Here is a 23,708-nt window from a genome sequence, read left to right as displayed (position 1 = left end):
GAATACAATTATAAAGATAGCACGGGGATTTGACAGTTTATAGGGGTAGGGTCCGAAATATAGATAGAAGTCATCCAATCTTAACGAAGGATTAACAATTTCCGCTTGTAAGGTTCAGACAAAAAAACGGCGACCGTGAACAAACGGTGCGCCGGTTTTTCCGTTATACGGGAGGCGTATCCAGATAGAAGAGCCCGGCGTTGACCACTTCCACTTCCACCCGGGGGTGGTACTGCCAGACGGTTTCCCGGATCCGTTGCTTTTTTTCCTCGTGGAGCTCGTCGCTCATTCGCCATTCTTCCGGGTAGTAAGCATGGAGACGTTCCAGCTCCCGGTTCAGCTGCTCTTTGGCGTCACGGGCCCACTCCATATCCTGTTGTTCGACATAACCCTGCAGGTTGTACTCCAGCTCCCCCACCGCTTCGGCCACGGTGAACAGTGGCGGCAGGATGTGACGGTGAGCGGGGAGGCGAGGATTCCAGTTCCGGTCACGGATGCGGGAATAAAAATTTTCGATGATTTCCCCGGTCCGCAGGTGGATTCCGAAATGGAGAATTTCTTCCTTTTTCCTGTCACAGAGGTAGGATATCCGGTAATTCACCCCCAGCCACGGATCATAGGGTTTGGATCCCGCACGGCTTCGAACGGGTCGGGGGGTGTCTTCGTACAGACGGATAAACCGGCCGTGTTTCCGGGCGGAATGGAGCATTTGCTGAAAGCGCGGAGATCCAAAGCTCAACCGTTCGGCGGGGATTCCCTGGGGCGCCTCTTCCCGATCGAAGACCCAGGTCAAGGTGGAGGTCTGAGGATTCAGGCCCATCTTTTCAACGTACATCCAATAGAACGGGCGGTGGACCAGATCCGGGTCGGCTTCGACGGACAGTTCCGCCTGGATCAGCCCGGGTCGTTGCTCGATGATCCGGCATCCGAAGGCGTCCAGATACCGTTCCGCGAAGGATTTAACCTGGCTGGGTTCCATCCACCAACGCCTCCCGTTCCTGTTTTTTGATTTCCGCTTCCTTCCGCGCCTCACTGAAGCTTTCCCCGAGGTCGGTGAGCCGGCGGCGGACCTCCCGGTCGTCTTCGGATTCCAGCATGATTTTCATCAGGCTCTGCTCCATATCCCCCTCCGTCCCCATTTCCGTTAAGATCGTTTCCAAGTCTCCGATCACCATACGGAACATATTGATTTTTTCGTGGAGAAGCCACAGGATGTGCTCTTCAATCGTATTTTGAGTGGCGAAATTATAAATGGTCACGTCTTTCTCCTGACCGAGGCGGTGGACCCGTCCGATTCGCTGCTCCACCCGCATGGGGTTCCAGGGGAGGTCGTAGTTGATGATGTGGTTGCAGAACTGGAGGTTGATCCCTTCTCCGCCGGCTTCGGTGGCCACCATGACCTGGGCCCGGTTTCGGAACAGTTCCATCATCCAGTCTTTTTTGTTCCGGGCAAAACCTCCCCGATAAGGGACGGCAATAATGCCTTCAGCTGCCAGGTGGCGCAGGATCACGTCCTGGGTGGCGCGGTATTCGGTGAAAATAATCACTTTCTCTTTTAAGGAACGCACCCGTATCACCGCCTCTTCCACCTTGGCCTGCCGTTCCACGCGGCGAAGCAGATTGACCAGCCGGTAGACATCGGGAGGGAGTTCTTCCTGCCCGGTCACCCCTTTTTTCAGCAGTTTGAACAGGGTAAGGAAGGCGGCGTCCCGGCTGCTGCAGACTTCCCGCTGCAGGATGATCAGAGAGAGAAGGCTTTTGATGGGTCCGCTGTTATGGTATTGGTCTTTGACAAACCGGGTGATGCCTTCGTACAAAGCCCGTTCCTCCGGGTAAAGGGAGATGGGGACATTTTCCACGTTCCGGCGGGTGAAGTGGATATGTCCGTCGCTCCGTTTGTTCCGGATCATGACCTGCCGGACTTCCTCCCGCAGTTGCTCCTCGTTTTTCGGTTTCCGTTTCCCGGCGATATAGTGCGTACTGAAGGCTTGCTGACGGCCCAGTTGTCCGGGTTTTAAGAGCGTGACCAGGTTGTACAGCTCGGAAAGTTCATTCTGGACCGGCGTGGCGGTGAGCAGAAGGGAATACTTTTTGCGGATCTCATTGACGAACCGGTAGTTTTGAGTGCGACGGTTTTTCAGCTTGTGGGCTTCGTCGACGATCAGCATGTCATAGTGGCGGCTCAGCACCTTGGACCGGTGGGGTTCCCGTTTGGCGGTGTCGATGGAGGCAACGAGAATGTCGTATCGGTCCCACATCCATGCTTTCTTTTGCGCCATCGCCGGAATCTGGAACTTCCGGTTTAATTCCCGGCTCCATTGCAGCACCAGGGAGGAGGGAACGAGGATCAGGGCGTTTTTCACAAGTCCCCGCACAAGATACTCTTTCAGAATCAGGCCGGCTTCAATCGTTTTTCCCAATCCCACTTCATCGGCCAGGATGGCCCGGCCGCGCATTTCTCCCAGGACGCGGCGGGCCGTCTCCACCTGGTGGGGCAGAGGGGTCAACCCCTGGAGTGTGCTCAGGCTCCGAAGAGTGTCAAAATCGGGTACCTTCTGTGCTTCCGCCGCATCGAGAGCCAGCCGGAAGCGATCCCAGGTGGACCAACCGCTGTCCGTTTCCATCCGTTCCTCAAATTCGTTCAACCATCGTCGGTCCATTCGGATTGGAATCGTTTCCATCCATCCAGCACCTCCCAAACATAAAAAACACCGGTGTCCATTTCCGGATTAGTATGGGGAAAAACTCCTGCCCTTATGTAAATCGGAATGAGGTATCGAAATAGGGTGAGAGTTGTGGCACAATGAAGAAGGAATTTCCCTGGTTTCAGAGCGGTTGAAGGCGGGAGGAGAGACCACGGAAGTGGCGCCGAAGGAGCAAACCGGATCTCCCGGTGAATCTCTCAGGCAAAAGGAGGCCCGCCGGACGTACCCTGGAAAGCGCTGCGATGCGGCCACCCAAGGGGCACGCCCGAAGGATCGGGTCAAACTCTCAGGTCACCGGACAGGGGAACGGATCGGGGAAGACTCACTATCCAAAAGATCGGGATCATAGCCCTTGACGGCGCGGATCCGACGGAGGTGGAAATGATGGCCGAACTGAAACGAACGCCACTTTACCCCGTGTATAAGGACGAGGCGAAGCTGGTGCCTTTCGGCGGTTGGGAAATGCCGGTTCAGTTTTCCGGCATCAAGGCGGAGCATGAAGCGGTTCGTACGCGTGCCGGCCTGTTTGATGTCTCCCACATGGGAGAAGCGGAAGTTTCAGGACCGGATGCCCTGGCCCTGGTCCAGAAAGTCACGACCAACGACGCATCCAAACTGGATGTCGGCCAGGTGCAGTACACGGCCATGTGTTACCCCGACGGCGGCACGGTGGACGATCTTCTGGTCTACAAAAAAGGGGAAAACAAGTATCTCATGGTCCTCAACGCCGCCAATATCGAGAAGGACATCGAATGGATCGAAAAGCATGCCACGGGGGAGGTCACCGTCAGGAATGTATCCGACGAGACGGGCCAACTCGCCCTGCAGGGACCGCTCGCGGAGCGGGTTCTTCAGCGGTTGACGGAGACGGACCTGTCGGAGATCAAGCCCTTCCGTTTCCGGGAAGGCGTCCGCCTGGGAGATACGGAAGGATTGGTTTCCCGCACGGGGTATACCGGGGAGGACGGGTTCGAAATCTACCTTCCCGCAGAAGATGCTCCGGTGCTTTGGAAGCGCATTCTGGAGGAAGGACAGGAAGACGGGGTGGTGCCCTGCGGGTTGGGTGCCCGGGACACCCTCCGTTTTGAAGCCCGGCTGGCCTTGTACGGCAACGAACTGTCCGCCAGCATCACCCCCGTCGAAGCGGGAATCGGATTTGCGGTGAAACCGGAGAAAGGGGATTTCATCGGACGGGAGGTACTGGCCAAACAGAAGGAAGAGGGTCCGCCGAGGAAGCTGGTCGGCCTTGAAATGATCGGCCGGGGCATCCCCCGTTCCCACTATCCCGTTTATGTCGGCGAAGAAGAGGTGGGAGAAGTGACTTCCGGAACTCACTCCCCCACCCTGAAAAAGAATGTGGGCCTGGCCCTGATCCGGGCGGAATACACCCGCCTGGACCAGGAGGTCGAGGTGGATGTCAGGGGGAGGCGCGTTGCCGCGAAAATTGTGAAAACCCCCTTTTACAAACGGCCGAAATCGTGACTGAGGCGGAACAATTGCCGAGGAGGATCCAGGATGAACTTTCGATATTTGCCCATGACGGAGGAGGACCGCCGGGAGATGCTCGATGTTCTCGGGTTGGACTCCGTCGATCAGTTGTTCCAAGACATACCGGAAAACATTCGGTTCAAGGGACGTCTCGACATTCCGGAACCGATGCCGGAACCGGTCCTGACCCGGCACATGAAACGGCTTGCCGGAAGCAACGCTTCCTTTGACCGGTACACCTCCTTTCTTGGGGCGGGAACTTATGAACATTACATTCCCAGCGTGGTGAACCACGTGATCTCCCGTTCCGAATTTTACACCGCCTACACCCCGTATCAGCCGGAGATCAGCCAAGGGGAACTGCAGGCCATTTTCGAGTTTCAGTCCATGATCTGCGAACTGACGGGGATGGAAGTGGCCAACTCTTCCATGTACGACGGGGCCACGGCCCTGGCGGAGGCTGCAGGGGTCGCCTCTGCGGCCACACGGAAACGGAAGATTCTCGTGTCCAGGGCCGTCCATCCGGAGGCGCGGGCGATCCTGACAACCCAGGCCAAAGGGCTTGGCCTGGAGGTAGTGGAAATCACCTGCAAGGATGGCGTCACCGACCTCGAAGAGCTGGAGTCGGCCGGAGATGCCGCCACCGCCGCGGTGATCATCCAATCCCCCAACTTTTTCGGCAATGTGGAGGATCTGGCCCGGGTGGAGCAAATCGCCCATGCCCGCAGAGGGTTGCTGATCGTCAGCACCAATCCGGTCGCCCTCGGTCTCCTGAAACCTCCGGGCGAGTACGGCGCCGACATTGTGGTGGGGGATGCCCAGCCCATGGGAATCCCCGCCCAGTTCGGGGGACCCCACTGCGGCTTTTTCGCCGTGACCCGGAAACTGATGCGCAAAGTCCCGGGACGGATCGTCGGGCAGACCCGGGATGAAGACGGAGTTCGCGGGTTTGTATTGACGCTTCAGGCCAGGGAACAGCACATTCGGCGGGAAAAAGCCACTTCCAACATCTGTTCCAACCAGGCGCTCAATGCTCTGGCCGCGGCTGTCTGGATGACGGCCCTCGGGAAACAGGGGCTCCGGGAACTGGCCAGGCTGAATCTGAACAAAGCGCATTATGCCCGGAAACGGCTTTCCCAGGTTCCCGGCGTGACTCCGTTGTTCGATCGGCCCTTCTTCAATGAGTTCGCGCTGCGATTGGATCGGCCGGTGCCGGAAGTGAACCAAAGACTCCTTCAGGGGAACATCATCGGCGGCTATGACTTGGCAAGGGATTATCCGGAATGGGAAAACGCCATGCTGGTGGCCGTCACGGATATGCGAACCAAGGAGGAGATTGACGGATTGGCCCGTATACTGGAGGGATGGGCATGAGTGAGGCGAAAGCATTGATTTTCGAAATGAGCAAACCGGGCCGGATTGCCCACAGCCTTCCGGAGTCCGACGTGCCCGAAACCGAGCTGTCGGATGCGATTCCGGAGGAGATGCTCCGCACTTCCCCCGCGGAATTGCCGGAAGTGTCCGAGCTGGACTTAATCCGCCATTACACCGAACTCTCCCGGCGGAATCACGGAATCGACAATGGGTTTTATCCCTTGGGTTCCTGCACGATGAAGTACAACCCCAAAATTCACGAGGATGTGGCCCGCTACCCCGGTTTTGCCCAGATCCATCCCTACCAGCCGGAGGAAACGGTCCAGGGGGCTCTCCAGCTGATGTATGAACTGCAGAACGATCTGGCGGAAATCACCGGGATGGACCGGGTCACCCTGCAGCCGGCGGCCGGAGCCCAGGGCGAGTGGACCGGGTTGATGATGATCCAAGCCTATCATGAGAGCCGCGGGGAGACCGGGCGCAACAAGGTGATCGTGCCGGACTCCGCCCACGGGACCAACCCGGCCAGCGCCACGGTGGCCGGATTTGAGGCGGTGACGGTGAAGTCCAACAGCGAAGGTCTGGTCAGCGTGGAGGATCTCAAACAGGTGGTCGGGGAAGACACCGCCGCTCTGATGCTGACCAATCCCAACACGCTGGGGCTTTTCGAAAAGGATATCAAGGAAATCGCCGACATCGTCCACGAAGCCGGCGGCCTCCTGTACTATGACGGAGCCAATGCCAACGCCATCCTGGGGAAAAGCCGCCCCGGGGACATGGGTTTTGACGTCGTCCACCTCAATCTGCACAAAACCTTCACCACGCCCCACGGCGGTGGCGGGCCCGGATCCGGCCCCGTCGGGGTGAAAGACGTGCTGGTGCCCTTTCTTCCCACGCCGTTGGTGGAAAAAGGGGACGAGGGGTACTATTTCAACTACGATTTTCCCCGGACCATCGGCCGGGTGAAAGGTTTCCACGGAAACTTCGGGATGCTCGTCCGGGCCTATACCTACATCCGGACCATGGGCCCTGACGGCCTCCGACAGGTTTCCGAAGATGCGGTGCTGAACGCCAACTACCTGATGAAGCGGCTCGAACCCCACTTTGACTTGCCGTTTCCCCAGGTGTGCAAGCACGAGTTCGTTCTGTCGGGGAACCGTCAGAAAAAGCTGGGTGTGCGTACCCTGGATATGGCCAAACGTCTCCTGGACTTTGGCATCCATCCCCCCACGGTCTATTTCCCGCTGATCGTCGAAGAGTGCATGATGATCGAACCGACGGAGACGGAAAGCAAGGAGACCCTGGACCGGTTTGTCGATGTCATGATCCGGATCGCGAAGGAAGCGGAGGAAGACCCGGAAACGGTCCAGGAGGCCCCCCACCACACCCCGGTCAAGCGACTGGACGAAGTGACCGCCGCCCGCAAACCGGTGCTCCGGTGGGAAAGCGATTGAGGGTTGAAGGATATTGCAAAAGAGAGAACCCCTGCCCTTCGGCAGGGGTTTTTACGGATGATTGCACCGGCAGCGGCGCCGTTTGGTCCAGAAATAGAGGAACCAGACGGCATGATTCTGTTCGTCGTGGGCGGCCCGGGTGAAGACCTTTTGGATGGCGGGGTCTTTCGTTTTGTCGGCGATATCGAGATAAAAGTCCACCGTTTCCTGTTCGTCTTTCAGGGCGAATTCCAGTGCTTCCTTGTAGTCGTCCGGACAGGGTTCCGGCGTGACCTGCCGGGGTTGTTGCCCGGTCAGACGGACATGGATCCGGGTGAATTCCCGGTAATGATTGATTTCGTCCTGTCGGATCTCCATGATCTGTCGGCGCTCTTCCTCCGTGGGGGCCAACCGGGCCAGTTTTTCGTAGCAAGCGATGGCGTTGATTTGACCGCTGATCGCCTTGGCGATGTCTTGGATCAGATCCGGCTTCTCCCCACTGGCACCGCCTTCCTGCGAAGTGCGGGCCCATAAGGGCTGCGGAGGCCAAACCGGTGGGTGATACACATAGGGAACCATTCGGGTCATTCCTCCGTTGTCTGGGTGTCAGGATAGTGTATGGCCGAATACCCCGGAGCGTGTTGGATCCCGGTTTCACTTTAAAGTTAAAACGATTGAATAAAGGAGGGATGTGAGTGAAAAGCCGTTTCCCGGATCCTTCTTATCGATCCGCTGGAAGCGTTGTGATTGATGGTCAGGCTCAGAAGAAGGGAAGCATTTACCCAAAACAGCGACTTTGCTGTCCTACCAAGCGGAGAATCAGCCGGCAAGGGCGTTCAGGGGCAAAAGCTTCTCTGTGTTGCATCCGCAGGCGTTTGCCCCTACCCGCAGCAGGAAGATTAGGAGCGGATAGTGCCACCATCTCTGCAGGACAGCATAGCGAGACCGGGGAGCGCAAGCGACCCAAGCGAGACTTGTGCTCTGTGAGTGCAGCCGGAGCGGCTTTGGGTAAATGCTGCCGCTCACTTTTTCACAACGCTTCACTGGGGGTATTGTCAGCGCCGTGTTGGCTGATTTGTTGGTCATGAGAATCATGGTTCTTGCATTTTGCACAAAGAAAAGGCATAATGATTTTTGACTATTTCATATTGACAGACGGTTTGGACCGAGGCTAAAATACGAATACGTACTGGTATCGGGTGGGGAGTGTCGAATATGCAACCTCTGTTGTCCACTACGGAATTGCCCGTTCATGCGAGGGAAAAAATGTTGTTTTCCGCCATGAATCTCTTTGCCTCCAAAGGGTATCGAGAAACGTCCATTTTGGACGTGGTTGAAAAAGCCCGTGTGTCCAAGACCACCTTCTACAACTTTTTCCGGAGCAAAGAAGAGCTTTTGGCCCAGCTCTTTGAACAGCTGGCCGAAGAATTTCTTCATGAAGTGGGAGAGGCGATCCGGAAAGAAGAGCGGGTGGCCTACAAGGGCTATGCGGGAATCCGGAGGTATATGGAGCTGTGTCGGCGGCACAAGCCGATCACCCAGGTCATGCTGGTGGCTTCCGTGGGGGTCAGCGATGAGGTGGAGCGAGTCCGGCGAAAAGCCCACAACCGGTTTGCGGCATTGATCCACGGAACCGTCCGTGAAGTGCTGATCGACAAGGTTTCCGAGGAAGAGATGGAGGTCGTCTCCCAGGCCATGGTCGGAGCGATCAACGAAGTGGTGATTCAGCGCTTAATGGGGCCCGAAGAGGTGGAGGTGGAACCGGTGGCACGGTTGCTGAACCGGATCGCCGTGGGCTCCTTCTCCGCCCTTGCTCTGGGGCGGGATCTGACGCCCTTTCGGTAAGGACGGAACGGTACCGGTACACGAACTCATCCGTTTTCAGCAGGAGGCGTCCTTTTACAAAACACGAGAGGCTCTGAGCCTTCTGACTCCCACATTCCGTCCGACACGATGGGATCCGCCGCCGGCGACCTTCCGAATACATTTTCTGTTGAAAGGGGAACCGGGCATGAGCGTGGAAATGAGTACAAAGCAGGTATTTGAGGAGATTGAATCCCGGCTGAAGGAAAACCCCGAACCCATTCAAGGGATGGAGACGGTCTACCAGTTTGAACTGTCCGGTGATGACAGCGGCGTTTTCCAGTTGAAGCTGTCGGAGGGGACGGCCGGGGTGGAAGAGGGAACGCCTCATGAGGCGGATTGCACGATCCAGATGGATTCCGAAGATTTCAAGGAAATGCTCCTCGGCAACCTGAATGCCACGGCGGCCTTTATGTCCGGAAAGCTGAGAGTAAAAGGGGACATGGGGAAAGCGATGAAACTGCAAAGTGTGTTGGGAAAGTACCAGTCTTAAACGGAAACGGAAAAACCGGAGATAAAAACAACCGGACCCTGGGGAGAAACCGTACGAGTCCATTGCGAGCGGGGGCTTGATCCATGAAGCCGAAGAACCTGTTGGACATGGTACGGAGAACGGTGGAACGCTACCCGGAAAAGGACGCCCTGATGTTCAAAGATGGAGGGGCCTACCGTGGCATTTCCTACCGGGAGATGTGGAAGCAGGTAAAAGAAGCGGCCTTGGGTCTCACCCGTCTGGGAGTTGGCCCCGGTGACAAGGTGGCGATCCTGTCGGAGAACAACCCGATGTGGCCGGTCACCGACCTGGCGATCGCCAGCCTGGGAGCGGTCAGTGTGCCGATTTATCCCACCCAGACGGCCGAACAGACGGCCTATATCCTGAAAAACGCCGAGTGCAAGGCAGCGGTGGTGGAAAACGGTGACCAACTTCGGAAGGTCAAATCCACCGGGGTGCAACTGGGCGGTGTCGTGGTCATGAAGCCGGAACCCGGTTTTTCCGACGGAGAAGGGGTTCTCTCATTTGATGCCCTCCGAAAAGAAGGGAGAGACCACCCGAGAGCGCGTTGGGAGGAAGAATGGAAAGCCATCGACGGGGAGCAGTTGGTCACCATCATCCACACCTCGGGAACGACGGGGCCGCCCAAAGGGGTGATGCTGACTCACGACAATTTCCTGGCCAACACCGAGGGGGTTCACTTCTGGATCCTGGAACTGTTGCCGGAGGACGTGACGCTCTCCTACCTGCCCTTGTCCCACGTGTTCGAACGGATGGCGGGGCAGTTTATGCCTTTGAAGGTGGGGGCCACCATCGCTTATGCCGAAAGCATCGACACCATCCAACAAAACATGGTGGAAGTCCGCCCGACGGTGATGACCAGCGTTCCCCGGCTGTTCGAGAAAGTGTACGCCCGGGTGCAGGAACAGATCGAATTGGCCAGTCCCCTCCGGAAGAAGATCTTCAACTGGGCGGTCGATGTGGGCAAACGCCGTTATGAACACCTGATGAAGGCCCGGGTGGACCAGTTGCTCCTGGGAGATCCCCTGGATCCCAATCTGGGAATTCAGTTTGACCTGGCCAACCGGCTGGTTTACCGGAAAATCAAGGAGCGGGTGGGAGGACGCCTCCGGGGAATGGTATCCGGCGGAGCTCCTCTCAACCCGGAGATCGCCGAATTTTTCTGGTCGATCGATTTGCCGGTGCTGGAAGGGTACGGTCTGACTGAGACCTCACCCGTGATTGCTTCCAATCCCATGCTCCGTCCCAAAATCGGCACGGTGGGCAAACCCCTTCCCAACCTGGAGGTCCGAACCGCTCCCGACGGGGAAGTGCTGGTCAAGGGACCGAGCGTGATGAAAGGATACTACAACAACCCGGAGGCGACGGCGAAAACCATCCGGGATGGGTGGCTCCACACAGGGGATTTGGGCGAACTGGATGAAGACGGTTACCTGAAGATCATCGACCGGAAGAAAAACATCCTGATACTGTCCACGGGCAAAAACGTGGCCCCGCAACCGGTGGAAAACACCATCAACAACAGCGCGTACATCGCCCAATCGGTCCTGATCGGAAACGGTCGGAAATTTGTGATCGCCATGGTCGTTCCCGATTTTGAAAACTTGATTCCGTGGGCGAAAAAGAAGGGACTGCCGGCACAGGACCCCGAAAACCTGGCGAACCACCCCGAAGTGCAGCATCTCTTAAACGAAGAAGTGAAAAGGCTTACAAAGGATTTTGCCGCCTTCGAACAACCCAAGAAAGTGACGGTGTGCGGGAAAGAATGGACCATCGAGGGCGGGGAGTTGACCCCCACGATGAAGGTGCGGTTGAAAGTGGTTGAAGAGAAATACGGCGACCTGATCGAAAAAGCGTACGCCGATGCCGCGGGGGCCGGTGTGGAAGCAGCCGTCGGACGGGTGTGATCATCCCCGGGAGGGGAACTTTTTTCCGCTGAAATGATTGAGCATTCATTCATAACAAGGAGGATTCCATGAGTTACTCTCTTGAAGGGAAAGTGGCACTGGTAACCGGAGCGTCCCGGGGATTGGGACGGGCAGATGCGTTGGCTCTGGCCCGGGCCGGCGCCGATGTGGTGATCACGGACATCCTGCTGGAAAGCGGGGAGAACGAGGAAGTGGCCGCCCGCTACGGTCCGGTCAGCCAGGTGATGCAGTCCACCGGGGTGGTCTATTCCGAAAAAACAGCGGAAGAGATCCGGGGGATGGGAAGAAGATCCCTGGCCATTCAGATGGATGTGACCAACCGGGAGCAGGTGGCGGAAGTCTTTCAAAAAGTGAAAGAAGAAATGGGCGGAATTCATATCCTGGTCAACAATGCCGGGACACTGGATCATGTCTCCCGGATCGAACACCAGAACGATGAATTCTGGGAACGGGACCTGAGAGTGAATCTGACCGGCGCCTACCACACCACCAAAGCGGTTTGGCCCATTATGAAAGAACAGAAGTGGGGGCGGATTATCAACATGGCTTCCGTGGCCGGTACACTGGGCGGTTTTGGACAAGCGAGTTACTCCACAACCAAGTCCGGCCTTCTCGGTTTCACCAAGAGCATGGCTCTGGAGGGGGCCAAATATAACATCAACGTGAATGCCATCGTCCCCGGCATCATTAACACAGAGGCGTTCCAGATGACGGATTCCGGCATGCGGGAGCGCATGATCAACCGGACCGCGTTCAAGCGGCCGGGGGAGCCGGAGGACATCGCCAACGCCATCTGTTTCCTGGCTTCGGATCACGCCAAGTACATTACCGGCATTGAACTGAATGTGTCCGGTGGGATTGAACTTTTCACTTTTTGAGAGAGGGGGTTTTGGCATGCGGGACCGGGATGCGGTGATTCTGGACGCGGTCCGAACGCCGATGGGCCGCAAAAACGGGAGCCTGAGCAGGCGACGGCCGGATGAACTGGCGGCCGATCTGCTCACCAAGCTGGTGGAGAAGAACGGGGTGGAGGCGGGATCCATCGAAGACGTCAAGATGGGTTGCGTGACCCAGATCGGGGAACAGGGGTACAACATCGGCCGGATGGCCCCCCTGATCGCGGGCTTTCCCGTCGAAGTATGCGGGGTGAGTTCCAACCGGATGTGCGGTTCCAGCCTGGAGACACTCAATCAGACGACGCATCAGATCATGGCGGGGATGGGTGATTTGATGGTGGCCGCCGGTGTGGAAAGCATGAGCCGGGTTCCGATGGGAAGTGACGGCGGTGACTTCAGCGACAAACTGTTGGACCGCCATACGATCATCCCCCAGGGATTTTCCGCCGAAATGATCGCGGAGCAATGGAACCTCAGCCGGGAGTCCCTTGACCATTTCTCTTACGAGAGCCACCAGAAAGCCTTGCGGGCTCAAGAGGAAGGGTGGTTTGACCGGGAGATCATTCCGGTGGAAGCCGAAAACGAAGAAGGAGAGAAATTCATCCTGGAAGCGGATGAAACCCCCCGGGCGGATACCGATCCGGAAAAAATGGCCGGGCTCCGTCCGTCCTTCCGACCGGACGGGGTGGTGACGGCGGGCAACTCCAGCCAGATCACCGACGGGGCGGCCGCTGTCCTGGTCGCTTCCAGAGAGAAAGCGAGAGAGTTGGGGATCCGACCCCGGGCCCGGGTTGTGGCCACGGCAACGGCGGGAGTCGATCCCACCATTATGCTGACCGGGGTGATCCCCTGCACGGAGAAGGTACTGAAGCGGGCGGGTTTGACCAAAGAAGAAATCGATCTCTATGAGGTGAACGAAGCCTTTGCCTCCGTGGTCCTCGCTTGGCAGCGGGAAACGGGGATTCCTTGGGAAAAGGTGAACGTCAACGGAGGGGCGATCGCCTTGGGGCACCCTCTCGGGGCGAGCGGAGCCCGGATCACGGCGACGCTTCTGAACGAAATGGAACGCCGGGGAGCCCGTTACGGTCTGGCTACCATGTGCATCGGTTTCGGGATGGCGGTGGCCACCATTTTGGAGAGGGAGGAGGCGTAACCATGTGGGAACACTTCAACATCGAGACCCGGGATTATGTGGCGACGATCACGATCCACCGCCCCCCGCTCAATACGTTGAGCGTCTCCGCCCTCACGGAATTGGGCAAGATCCTGGATTCCCTTGAGATAGACGAAGAAGTCCGGGTCATCCTGCTGACGGGAAGCGGGGACCGGGCGTTTTCCGCCGGGGCTGACATCAGTGAGTTCGGGCAGTTGGAAGGCGGTCCCCGGGAGGCGATCCGGCGGGGGCACGACCTGTTCCGACGGATTGAGACCTTTCCCAAACCCGTGATCGCCGCCTTGAACGGTCTTGCGCTGGGAGGGGGAAATGAACTCCAGTTGGCCTGTCACCTGGCCTATGCTTCCGATCAGGCCCGGATCGGGCTTCCGGAGGTGAAGCTGGGCATTCTGCCGGGATACGGAGGGACCCAGCGCTTACCCCGCCTGATCGGGAAACGGCGGGCTTTGGAGGTTCTTTTGAGCGGGGAGGAAATGTCCGCCGATGAAGCGAAGGAATGTGGATTGGTCAACGAGGTGTTCCCCCATGAACAACTTCGGGAAGCCGCTTTTGAGCGGGCTGCCCGGTTGGCCCGTCGTTCCGCCCCCCTCTCCCTGGCGGGCATTCTCCGGGCGGTGAACGAAGGGGTGGAATCCCCGTTGGAGGAAGGTTTGGAGAAAGAGATGAAAGAGATGCTCCGTTTGGTGACGACGGAAGATGCGGGGGAAGGAATCCAGGCATTTTTCACCAAACGGGAGCCGGTCTTCAAAGGGCGGTAACATGCAGCGGCAAACCTTGCTGAAAGGGATGCGGGTGCTGGACTTTTCCCGTTATCTTCCCGGTCCTTACGCCACCTTGCGCTTGGGGGACATGGGAGCCGATGTGGTCAAGGTGGAGGATCCCGAAGGAGGAGGGGACCTGCTCCGCCATCTGCAGTCGCCGGGGAGTGAGTCGGGGCTTCTGTTCCGGATGTTGAACCGGAACAAGCGGAGCTTGGCGGTCCGCTTTCGGAAACCGGAGGGAAGAGAACTCCTGCACCAGCTGATCGAGGATATCGATGTGGTGGTGGAAAGTTACCGTCCGGGTGTCATGGCCCGGTGGGGTTTGGATGCGGAGACCCTGAGGGGAATCAATCCGCGGTTGATCTACTGTTCGATCACCGGTTACGGCCAGGAAGGGCGTATGGCGAACCTGGCCGGTCATGACGTGAACTACATTGGTTTGGCCGGAATCCTGGACGGAGTGGGGCGCCGGGACGGTCCCCCGGCTCTCCCTTCGATCCAAGTGGCGGATTTGGCCGGGGGGTTGGCCGCCAGCGAACAGATCCTGGCGGCGTGGATTCACCGTCAGAACACGGGAGAAGGGGCTTTTCTGGATCTTTCCATGATGGACGTGCTGTACGGTTGGCAGGCCTACGCCCTGTTCCTGGAACAGACGGGTCAGGCCCCGTCCCGGGGTGCACACGTCCTCGGCGGTGGAGTGGTGGGCTACAATGTCTATGAAACCGGGGACGGGAAATATATGGCTCTGGGGGCTCTGGAGCCCAAGTTCTGGGACCGTTTTTGCGAGGCGGTGGGACGCTTGGAGTGGAAGGGCAGGGGCTTGACCCCCGTGTCCAGTGATAAATCGCTTTACGCAGACATCCAGGCGCTCTTCCGGTCCAAAAGCCGGGAAGAGTGGACCCGGATCGGTGAGGAAGCGGATTGTTGTCTTACTCCGGTCCTGTCCGTCACCGAAGCGATCGACTCTCCCCTTGCCGTTGACCGGAACGGTTTTATCACCGAGAGCCAAGAGGGTTCATCGGTGTCACTGCCCAACGGGGGAACGTTGAAACAGGGAGCCGTCTCCGACATCACCCCGGCCCCTCGGCTGGGGGAGCATACGAAGATGTTGCTGATCGAGGCCGGTTATTCCCCGGAAGAGATCGGGCGTTTGCAAAAGAATCGGGTCATTGAGGGAGGGGGGAGTCCACCGTGATTTCCTTTTCGATGACAGAGGAACAGAAAGAGCTGTCCCGCCTGGCGCGAAAGTTTGCCCGGGAGGAAATGCGGCCGGTGGCTTCGGAATGCGATGAGAAAGAGATCTTTCCGAGAACGGTCTTTGAGAAGGCCCATCAAACCGGACTGATCACCTACCGCTTCCCGGAGAAGTACCACGGGGGCGGCGTGGACAGCCTGTTGACCTCCTGCATCATCTCGGAGGAGCTGTTCTGGGGCTGTGCCGGGTTCAGCACGTCCTTCGGAGTGAGTGCTTTGGCCGCGGGGCTGATTCATCACTTCGGGGATGAAGAACAGAAGAAAAAGTGGCTCACGTTCCTCTGCGATCCCGGCAAGGTCCGGATGGGAGCGGTCTGTTTGACGGAACCGGGTGCGGGTTCCGATTTCGGGGCCATCCGGACGAGAGCCGAGCGGGACGGGGACGGGTGGAAGCTGGACGGGACCAAGTGTTTCATCACCAACGGCGGAATCGCCGATCTCTACTTGGTGTTTGCCAAGACCCGGCCCGAAGAGGGGGCGCAGGGGGTGTCCCTGTTCCTCGTTCCGGCAGACACTCCGGGGGTCTCCGCCGGGAAAAAGGAGAAAAAGATGGGACAGCGGGCTTCCCATACCGCGGATGTCATCTTTGAAGGGGTCCGCGTTGCGGGGGATGCTCTTCTGGGAGAAGAAAACATGGGATTCTACCATGCGATGAAGATGCTGGAGGAGTCCCGCCCGGTGGTGGGCGCCGGAGCGGTCGGGGTGGCCCGGGCCGCATACGAATACGCCTTGGACTACGCCCGGGAACGGAAGCAATTCGGAAAACCCATCTTTAAAAACCAATCCATCTCCTTCATGCTGGCCGACATGCGGTCCAAGATTGAAGCCTCCCGCCTTCTGGTCTGGCGGGCCGCAGAGATGTACGACCGGGGCGAGCCCTGTTCCATGGAGGGAAGCATGGCGAAAGCTTTCGCCGCAGAAACAGCGATGGAAGTCACCACGAACGCGGTCCAGATCCTCGGCGGCTACGGGTACATGCGGGATTACCCGGTGGAGAAGTGGATGCGGGACGCCAAAGTCCTCAGCATCTATGAAGGCACCACCCAGATTCAAAAACTGGTGATGACCAAGCTGATGGAAGCGGAGTGATCAAACCGGCCTTCCGCGCGGAAGTGTGGAAGGCCGGTTTTTCGTTATCAGGCATTCGTTTATTAAAAAGAAAGGGATCCGTTCTTTTGACGGAGGTGGTGCGGGAGCTTCAGGAGTGTGAGAGGAGCGCAAAGGGAAAAATGCACGATGATTGAACTTTTGGGCCGATCAAATGGCGTGTAGATTCAAACTTTCGATTTGTGCTGAGTCATCGACCGGTCCTTGTTTATGTAAAAGCCCCTAACGGGGCTTTTTGGACCTAGTAGCCACCATAACCTTTACCATCAAAGGAAACCAAAGCAAAGATGGTCGCAATCACCAACAAGAACAGAAGCAGCCGTTTCAACCCAAACCCATAGTAACCCGACATTCGTTCACCTCCCTTGCTCCAGTTGTATCTTATGTGCCAGTGGGAGGGTTGGAAAGGGCTCGCCCCCAGTTTGAATGAATTTAGCCGCTATGATCGTATTCTCGGTTTTTCTCTTGTAACGCTCTTAAAGAGGGCCATACACAGGTACACAGATACCGATCCTTCACACATTCGGTGACAGGCTGGGCAAAACACAGGATGTCCTCCAGCAGACCGATCACTCCACGGTGGGGGCGCTCGAATCGCCTGTCACGAAAAATTACACCGTTCAAGGGCGGTCGTCCTTTACCCGAGTCAGTACACCCGTCTCACCCAAAGCGATGCTGCCTTTACATGGGTTCCCGATCTGTTTTTACTGGAACAATCCGTTGAGCCCTTTAGGGAGGTACCATTATGGGTTCCTGAAGCAAAACCTTGGGTCGAAAAAACGGCCCATCTCAAGGAATGTTGGAGATTAACAATCAAAAGGCGTTAGACGCAGGGCTTCACTTTAGGGAAGCACTCCGAGCGCAGTCCCATCTGTTTCATAAGGCTAAGAAGATTAAAGAGATTCTCCCTCCTTATCATGTAAAGCCGATTCTTGAAGAGAATCGGCTTGTTAAGGTGTTGGTTATCGAAAATTTAATAGCCCCAAATACCGACTAAAGCAAAGATGGTTGCAATCACCAAAAGGAAGAGAAGCAAACGTTTCAGACCAAACCCAGATCCATAACCGTATCCGCCACCAAACCAACTCATAATGAAAACTCCTCCTTTCATGAGTGTCAATATAGTCTAGATATTTACTTTGAAATTGTAAGGGCAACTGCCTGAGTCAGAGAAAAAAGGCATTATAATCCATTTCCGTCCAGCTTTGACTGTATCAATCAATAAAAAAACCGGGATGGAAGCATCCCGGTCATGTAAAGAGAGGTGTTGGCTGAGGATTCATATTCCTCAAAGATCTGTTTTCCGGTGTTTGTTTATTTCTTCAAAATGTGGATCCGGGCCTGATCCTTCGGTACTTCACATTGAAACAAGAGTGACTTTTGAGCGTCCCGGGATTGGGTATCACTGACGCTGTAGGCGGTCCAGGCGGCCTTGTACGGAGTCAGCTCCATGACGCAGTACCCGTGGGTGTTGCTGTTGAAGAGCTTGATCCAGGGGTTCTCCGTTTTGATAATGGTGTCAAGCTCGCCCGCCACCTTATCCACCAGGGCGCTGGTCAACGGGGTGGCGGCCCCCAGGATTTGAGTGATGATCCCGTCCATGGCCTCAGAGGGCACCGGGTTGGAGTGGGAGACGGTGTTGGTGGCAGCCTGGTGAACCATCTCGCTCAGGTTGGAGGAGGTGACGGAGCCCACCATGAATTCCACGCCAACGGCGGCGTCATCGGGGTCGTTCTCATAGTCCTCTTTGATCAAACCGGCCTCATAGGTGTGAAGGTCACCGGTGATGGTGAGGAAGTTTTTCACCCCGGCGTCTTTCAGCGCTTGGGTGATTTCTTTCCGCTCCCCGGCAAAACCGTCCCAAGCGTCCAGGTTCATATACCGGCTCAGGACTTTCAACGGGGTGAACTGGACTTCGTTCCCCCAGATTTTCCAAAGGGCGTCGGAGTTTTTCATTCGGTTGAGGAACCATTCCTTCTGCTGGGAAACTCCGGCTCCCAGCATGGTTTGGGACGGGTCGTTCATCCTGGGACAACCGGCGGTGAAATAGCGGTCCAGCGTCTCTTCCCCGCAAGGGTGGGAGCTCCGGTAGAGCCGCTCATCGGTGAAAATGAACTCCGCCAGGTTGCCGGCTTTGAGGGAACGGTAAATTCGCAAGGAATCCCGAAACCCCTTGGAGGGGTCAAACCGGACCCGGGCGGGGGTGTATTCGAACCACACCCGATTGGCGGTCCGGCGCCGGTCCGGGTCGGAGTCGAGGCTGTCATCGGGTGCCACCGCAGGATAGTAAGTGTCGTTGGCGAATTCGTGGTCATCCCAGATGGAGATCATGGCATGCCGCTCATGCAACCGCTTCAGATCGGGATCCGATTTGTACGTCCGGTAGAGGGTCCGGTAGTCTTCGATGGTAAAAGCTTTGGATTTTCCGCTCGGCAGTTTGATCTGACGGTCGGGAAGAGGGCTTTGGTAGGTGGGATCCCCCACCGATTCATACACATAGTCGCCCAAGTGGATGACAAAATCCACCTCTTCTTCAGCGGCAAACCGAAGGGCGTGGTAATATCCGTTGGTGTAGTCCTGGCAACTGACATAGGCGAACCGGAGAGAGGCGAGATCCGCCCCCTCGGGGACCAGCGTACGGAAACGACCGGTCTGGCTCACGTGCCCCGTCTTGGCGACAAAGCGGTAGTAATAGGTTTTCCGGGGTTCCAGCCACCCATCCACATCCACCTTGACCACGTTGTCGTAATCTTTCCAGACCGGGGTGTAACCCGTCAGCTTCACTTCGGAGAAATCGGGGGTTTCCGCGAGTTCCACCATGAGAAACTTACCTTCCTCGATCGCCCGGCGGACGGAATCGTTGGGTTCCCCGGCGGAGTTGTCCAGCCACTGAACCAGTTGCGGATCGTATGGGGCGGCACGGATTCCGGTGACCAGGGAGGGGTCGATCCGGGTCCACAGGACGGCGCCGGTGGGGGTCGGATCCCCGGCGGCAACGGACTGATCAAACCCTTTCCCGACCGCTTCACTCGGTTCAAAGCGGGGGAGACCATACGTGGGGGTGCCGCCGGCAGCGTTGGCCAGCGCGTCGGTGAGACGGCGTCCGCCCAATTGGTCCAGGGCCACCAGGGCGCTGCCGGCCAAGAGAGATTTCAGGAAGATCCTTCGGCTCCGGTTCACGGATTCCTGTTGATATCGATTGCGGCGAGAAAGGTTTTTTTCATCCAACGGGGGGAACCTCCTTCTCTTTTTAGAACACAATAATCCACTGACAACATACCGGTGGAATGTTAATTCTTCGTGGACGGGATTTAAAAGTTTTCTATTGAAGCCATTCACGAGAAGGGCCACTTATAGAGTTTTTCTTATGGATAAGGTTTGTTCCTGCTGCTCTATCGGGAAAAACGGTGACAAGGGCGGGGCCGGTTTCCCGCTGAATGGCCATGATCATCAAGAAGTCGGAATTGCTCCGTTAAAAATCGTACCGCTTTGACCAAGAACGAGCCGGAGGAATCCTGAAACTACATGGCGTACAACGAAAGATGGCGAAGAAACGCACGCTGAACACCCCTATACCATTACGGCACGCTTAGAAAGAGTGGTTTCCAATAAACGAATTTCGAAATCTTCAACATTATTCGAAGCCGCCTTCAATTTTGTAATCGGTTATTTTATGATGATCTAATAAACAGGTCATCAGATGACCTGATAAATAACTGAAGGTGAGGTGGAGAGATGGGTTTCTGATTATGGGGCTGATCCCCATTGTATCTGTATTTCTATTTCTCGTTATTTTAAGATGGCCGGCGAAAAGATTTCGGTTTTCATATCGGTTCTTTGATATTGATTGTTGTTGTCGGATGATGATTGCTGCAATCGTGACCGGTTTAAAGCAAAACCGTTCGGTGCAATCAGCTGAACTTGGAAAGGAGTTTTCCGATGAAAGTCTCCTTATTTGTTACTTGTCTCACTGATATTTTTTATCCGGAGGTGGGAAAAGATACTGTGGAGTTATTGGAACGGCTTGGCTGTGAGGTCGATTTTCCTGAATCGCAAACGTGCTGCGGTCAACCGGCTTTTAACAGCGGCTATCACAAAGAATCAATAAAAGTTGCCAAACATATGGTGAAAACCTTCGAAGGGTCCGATTATGTCGTGACCCCGTCAGGGTCCTGTGCGGCAATGTTAAAGGAGTATGAGAAGTTGTTGGCCGACGATCAAGCATGGCAGGAGAAGGCAAGAGCACTCGGGGAAAAAACATATGAACTGACTGAATTCTTAGTCGATGTGCTGAACGAAGAGGATGTGGGGGCTGCGTTCCATGCGAAAGCCACGTACCATACTTCCTGCCATATGACACGTCTTCTCGGGGTGAAAGATGCACCTGTGAAACTGCTCAGCAAGGTCGAGGGACTCGATTTAACATCTCTTCCCCACGGTTACGATTGCTGTGGCTTCGGAGGGACATTTTCAGTTAAAATGGCGCTGATCTCCGAACAGATGGCAGACGCCAAAGTGAAACATATTGAAGAGACGGATGCGGATGTATTAATCGGTGCGGATGCCGGTTGCTTGATGAATATCGGCGGGCGTTTGAGGCGAAAAGGAAAGCCTGTCAAAGTGATGCATATTGCACAAGTATTGAATCGCAAGGAAAAGAGGTGAGATCATGGGGATCCGAATCGGTGAAAAAGAATTTGACAAGCGTGTCGAAAAAGGCCTCGCTGATTCCTTCATGCGCAGTGCAGTCACGGAAGCTCAAGATCGCTTGCGAACCGGAAGACTCAAAGCCGCAGAAGAACTGGGCGACTGGGAAAGCTGGCGCGACTTGGGTGAAGAAATTCGTCATCATACGATGGAAAATCTCGATTTTTATTTGCAGCAATTGAGTGAAAATGTTGCCAAAAGGGGAGGACATGTCTTTTTTGCAGAAACGGCTGAAAAAGCCAACGAGTATATCCAACAGGTTGTAAAAGAAAAACAGGCGAAAAAGGTGATCAAATCAAAATCGATGGTCACCGAAGAGATCGGCATGAATGAAGCGCTGGAAGACAACGGTTGTGAAGTGATTGAATCGGACTTGGGCGAGTACATTCTTCAAATGGATGACCAGGATCCACCGTCGCATATTGTCGCCCCCGCTCTCCATAAAAACAAAGCGCAGATTCGTGATGTGTTCCGGGACAAAAAAGGCTATGTAAACAACGACATTCCTGAAGAAATGACTCGATTTGCGAGAGAGCAATTGCGAAACGAATTTTTATCTGCGGATATTGGGATTACAGGCTGCAATTTCGCGGTAGCCGAATCCGGTTCCATCAGCCTGGTAACGAATGAGGGAAATGCCCGCCTCGTATCCGCCCTTCCTAAAACACAAATCACCGTGATGGGGATGGAGCGGATCGTTCCGACATGGGAAGAGCTTGACGTACTCGTGAGCCTGTTGTGCCGCAGTGCAGTGGGACAAAAGCTGACGAGCTACATCACGGGATTGACCGGACCGAAAGAGGATGGTGATGTGGACGGACCGGATGAATTTCATCTTGTGATTGTCGATAACGGCCGTTCCAACATTCTCGGGACCGAATTTCAGGAAGCGCTCCACTGTATCCGCTGTGCAGCCTGTATCAACGTATGTCCGGTTTACAGTCACATTGGCGGCCATGCCTACGGCTCGATTTATCCGGGGCCGATCGGAGCAGTCCTGACGCCACTTTTAGATGAATACGAGAATAACAAAGAACTTCCATATGCTTCATCCCTTTGCGCGGCCTGTACAGAGGCCTGTCCTGTGAAAATTCCGCTGCACGAACTGTTGATTAAACACCGGCAAAAGATCGTCGAGGAAGCAAAGAAAACGGAAGCTTCGGAACGGTTCGCGATGAAAGCATTTGAATGGGTTGCAAGCACCCCGTCGCTTTACAATATGGGATCGAAAGCAGCGTCGCTGGCCATGTCTCCTTTTACGAAGGAAGGCAACATCTCAAAAGGGCCCGGCCCGTTAAAGCCGTGGACGGAAATTCGTGATTTGCCGGCGCCGGGAAAAGAGCGGTTTCGGGATTGGTACAATAAGCGGGAGAAAGGGGGGCGGAGAAAATGAAAAAAGGAACGATTCATCATCAAGAAGCGTTTCTCAATCACATTGCCGATCGTTTAGGGCGAAAGAGACGAACAAAAGGGGTGAAACGCCCGAAATGGAGCACACTTCCGCAATGGAACGTATATCAGGGCCATTCTCCGGAGCAGCTCGTCGATGTTTTAAAAGAACAATGTCAATCGATTCATACGGATGTGGAAGAAACAACGATCAGAAATCTGCCTCACGTCGTATCTGAAGTCATAACCCGGTATCAAGGGAAAAAGATCGTGACATGGGATGACCCGAGATTTGAAGAATTCGGTCTGCAGTCCTATCTTGAAAAGAACCTTCCGGAACAAGGAGCAGAAGTTCACGTTTGGGACGAAAATCGAAGTCGAGAAAAAAACATTCAAATCGCTGAGCGGGCGGAGATCGGCATCACCTTCAGCGACATCACCCTCGCTGAATCCGGAACCGTCGTCCTTTTCAGTGACAAAGGAAAAGGACGATCGGTCAGTCTCTTACCTGAAAACTATATAGCGATTATTCCGAAAAGCACGATTGTTCCTCGGATGACACAGGCGGCACACGAGATTCATAAAAGGGTCGAAAAAGGAGACCCGGTGGCTTCCTGTGTCAACTTTATTTCCGGACCAAGTAACAGCGCAGATATTGAGATGAGTCTCGTGGTCGGTGTTCACGGGCCGGTAAAAGTGACGTATGTGATCGTGACAGATCGATGATCGGCTCACCCTTGTTTTGATGTGGATCACTATTTACCACAAATGGAAAGAACCATTTTATCAAAGTCAATATTCGTGCCCCGGAACGAGGGTCTCCGGGAACCATCGGTTGAAAAATGAATTTTCGGAAGGAGAAAGAATTTTCGCGTCGAAGTGCTTTTGTGGGACAGGAGATGCGGTCCCTTTGCCTCAAAACGTTAAGAGGAGGAATGAATTGGGATGAGCGTGACTCTGTCGGATTACAAAAAGCCCAACACCGAGGGAAGTCTGGTCCATTACAAGCCCCAGTACGAAAATTTCATCGGAGGAGAGTGGGTGGCCCCCCTCGGAGGGGAATACTTCGACAATCCGTCTCCGGTGGACGGAAAGGTGTTCACCCGGGTGCCCCG

Annotated in this window: 19 protein-coding genes and 1 riboswitch; of the genes, 14 read left to right on the top strand and 5 right to left on the bottom strand. The window is 55.7% G+C overall.

The annotated features are described in order from the left end of the window. Positions 1-163: 163 nt before the first annotated feature. Both C8P63_RS14685 and C8P63_RS14680 read right to left on the bottom strand, forming a co-directional pair. Positions 164-979 carry a YqhG family protein gene (locus C8P63_RS14685; protein ID WP_108025404.1) on the bottom strand — a complete coding sequence of 272 codons (816 nt, stop codon included), beginning with the start codon at positions 977-979 and terminating at the stop codon, positions 164-166. After that, entirely contained in the window at positions 960-2,681 is a 1,722-nt protein-coding gene (locus tag C8P63_RS14680; protein ID WP_108025403.1) for a DEAD/DEAH box helicase, read from the bottom strand. The genes C8P63_RS14685 and C8P63_RS14680 overlap by 20 nt, the downstream gene beginning before the upstream one ends. 154 nt (positions 2,682-2,835) lie before the next feature. Further along, a riboswitch (glycine riboswitch) is annotated at positions 2,836-2,928 on the top strand. A 161-nt stretch (positions 2,929-3,089) separates the two neighbouring features. Between C8P63_RS14680 and gcvT the strand changes: the two genes are divergently transcribed. From gcvT to gcvPB, 3 genes are read left to right on the top strand one after another with little or no spacing between them, the layout of a single operon-like run. Next, on the top strand, positions 3,090-4,187 hold the full coding sequence (gene gcvT / locus C8P63_RS14675) for a glycine cleavage system aminomethyltransferase GcvT (RefSeq protein ID WP_108025402.1): 1,098 nt from the start codon (positions 3,090-3,092) through the stop codon (positions 4,185-4,187). A gap of 33 nt (positions 4,188-4,220) precedes the next feature. Continuing rightward, positions 4,221-5,567: an aminomethyl-transferring glycine dehydrogenase subunit GcvPA gene (gene gcvPA / locus C8P63_RS14670; protein WP_108025401.1), complete on the top strand. Its 1,347-nt coding sequence runs from the start codon at positions 4,221-4,223 to the stop codon at positions 5,565-5,567. After that, positions 5,564-7,021 (top strand): aminomethyl-transferring glycine dehydrogenase subunit GcvPB, encoded by a 1,458-nt coding sequence (gene gcvPB, locus C8P63_RS14665; protein ID WP_425437317.1) that lies wholly within the window; start codon positions 5,564-5,566, stop codon positions 7,019-7,021. The genes gcvPA and gcvPB overlap by 4 nt, the downstream gene beginning before the upstream one ends. A gap of 51 nt (positions 7,022-7,072) precedes the next feature. Here the strand turns inward: gcvPB and C8P63_RS14660 are convergent, their stop codons facing one another. After that, positions 7,073-7,579, bottom strand: a complete 507-nt coding sequence (locus C8P63_RS14660; protein WP_108025399.1) for a ferritin family protein — start codon at positions 7,577-7,579, stop codon at positions 7,073-7,075. 636 nt (positions 7,580-8,215) lie between these two features. On the opposite strand from C8P63_RS14660, the gene C8P63_RS14655 reads away from it, so the two are divergent. The 8 genes from C8P63_RS14655 to C8P63_RS14620 all read left to right on the top strand — a co-directional run bounded on the left by C8P63_RS14655 (position 8,216) and on the right by C8P63_RS14620 (position 16,479). After that, entirely contained in the window at positions 8,216-8,845 is a 630-nt protein-coding gene (locus C8P63_RS14655) for a TetR/AcrR family transcriptional regulator (RefSeq protein WP_108025398.1), read from the top strand. A gap of 166 nt (positions 8,846-9,011) precedes the next feature. Further along, a complete protein-coding gene (locus C8P63_RS14650; protein WP_108025397.1) occupies positions 9,012-9,356 on the top strand; it encodes an SCP2 sterol-binding domain-containing protein in 345 nt (114 codons plus the stop codon). An 83-nt stretch (positions 9,357-9,439) separates the two neighbouring features. Further along, complete coding sequence (locus C8P63_RS14645) at positions 9,440-11,284, top strand: AMP-dependent synthetase/ligase (protein ID WP_108025396.1); 1,845 nt, start codon at positions 9,440-9,442, stop codon at positions 11,282-11,284. A 68-nt stretch (positions 11,285-11,352) separates the two neighbouring features. After that, the gene (locus tag C8P63_RS14640) at positions 11,353-12,183 is read left to right on the top strand and encodes an SDR family NAD(P)-dependent oxidoreductase (RefSeq protein WP_108025395.1); all 831 of its coding nucleotides are present in this window, start codon (positions 11,353-11,355) and stop codon (positions 12,181-12,183) included. A 16-nt stretch (positions 12,184-12,199) separates the two neighbouring features. After that, positions 12,200-13,354, top strand: a complete 1,155-nt coding sequence (locus C8P63_RS14635; RefSeq protein WP_108025394.1) for a thiolase family protein — start codon at positions 12,200-12,202, stop codon at positions 13,352-13,354. A 2-nt stretch (positions 13,355-13,356) separates the two neighbouring features. Further along, the gene (locus tag C8P63_RS14630; protein ID WP_108025393.1) at positions 13,357-14,133 is read left to right on the top strand and encodes an enoyl-CoA hydratase-related protein; all 777 of its coding nucleotides are present in this window, start codon (positions 13,357-13,359) and stop codon (positions 14,131-14,133) included. 1 nt (position 14,134) lies between these two features. After that, on the top strand, positions 14,135-15,331 hold the full coding sequence (locus C8P63_RS14625) for a CaiB/BaiF CoA transferase family protein (RefSeq protein WP_170109685.1): 1,197 nt from the start codon (positions 14,135-14,137) through the stop codon (positions 15,329-15,331). Then, positions 15,328-16,479, top strand: coding sequence for an acyl-CoA dehydrogenase family protein (locus tag C8P63_RS14620; protein ID WP_211308291.1), 1,152 nt, complete (start codon positions 15,328-15,330; stop codon positions 16,477-16,479). Before C8P63_RS14625 ends, C8P63_RS14620 begins: the two co-directional genes overlap by 4 nt. A gap of 991 nt (positions 16,480-17,470) precedes the next feature. Here the strand turns inward: C8P63_RS14620 and C8P63_RS19385 are convergent. Further along, on the bottom strand, positions 17,471-17,587 hold the full coding sequence (locus C8P63_RS19385) for a sporulation protein YjcZ (RefSeq protein ID WP_211308290.1): 117 nt from the start codon (positions 17,585-17,587) through the stop codon (positions 17,471-17,473). 224 nt (positions 17,588-17,811) lie between these two features. Next, on the bottom strand, positions 17,812-19,725 hold the full coding sequence (locus tag C8P63_RS14610) for an alkaline phosphatase D family protein (protein WP_170109684.1): 1,914 nt from the start codon (positions 19,723-19,725) through the stop codon (positions 17,812-17,814). Between the two features lie 711 nt (positions 19,726-20,436). Between C8P63_RS14610 and C8P63_RS14605 the strand changes: the two genes are divergently transcribed. Genes C8P63_RS14605 through C8P63_RS14595 form a run of 3 tightly spaced genes read left to right on the top strand, consistent with a single transcriptional unit; the run spans position 20,437 to position 23,319 of the window. Beyond that, on the top strand, positions 20,437-21,162 hold the full coding sequence (locus C8P63_RS14605) for a (Fe-S)-binding protein (protein WP_108025389.1): 726 nt from the start codon (positions 20,437-20,439) through the stop codon (positions 21,160-21,162). Positions 21,163-21,166: 4 nt separating this feature from the next. After that, complete coding sequence (locus C8P63_RS14600; RefSeq protein WP_108025388.1) at positions 21,167-22,597, top strand: LutB/LldF family L-lactate oxidation iron-sulfur protein; 1,431 nt, start codon at positions 21,167-21,169, stop codon at positions 22,595-22,597. Further along, complete coding sequence (locus C8P63_RS14595; RefSeq protein WP_108025387.1) at positions 22,594-23,319, top strand: LutC/YkgG family protein; 726 nt, start codon at positions 22,594-22,596, stop codon at positions 23,317-23,319. The genes C8P63_RS14600 and C8P63_RS14595 overlap by 4 nt, the downstream gene beginning before the upstream one ends. Positions 23,320-23,708: the final 389 nt, after the last annotated feature.

Origin of the sequence: Melghirimyces profundicolus (genome assembly GCF_003054245.1) — a bacterium.
Lineage (GTDB): Bacteria > Bacillota > Bacilli > Thermoactinomycetales > DSM-45169 > Melghirimyces > Melghirimyces profundicolus.
This window is presented reverse-complemented; position numbering and strand designations above follow the sequence as displayed.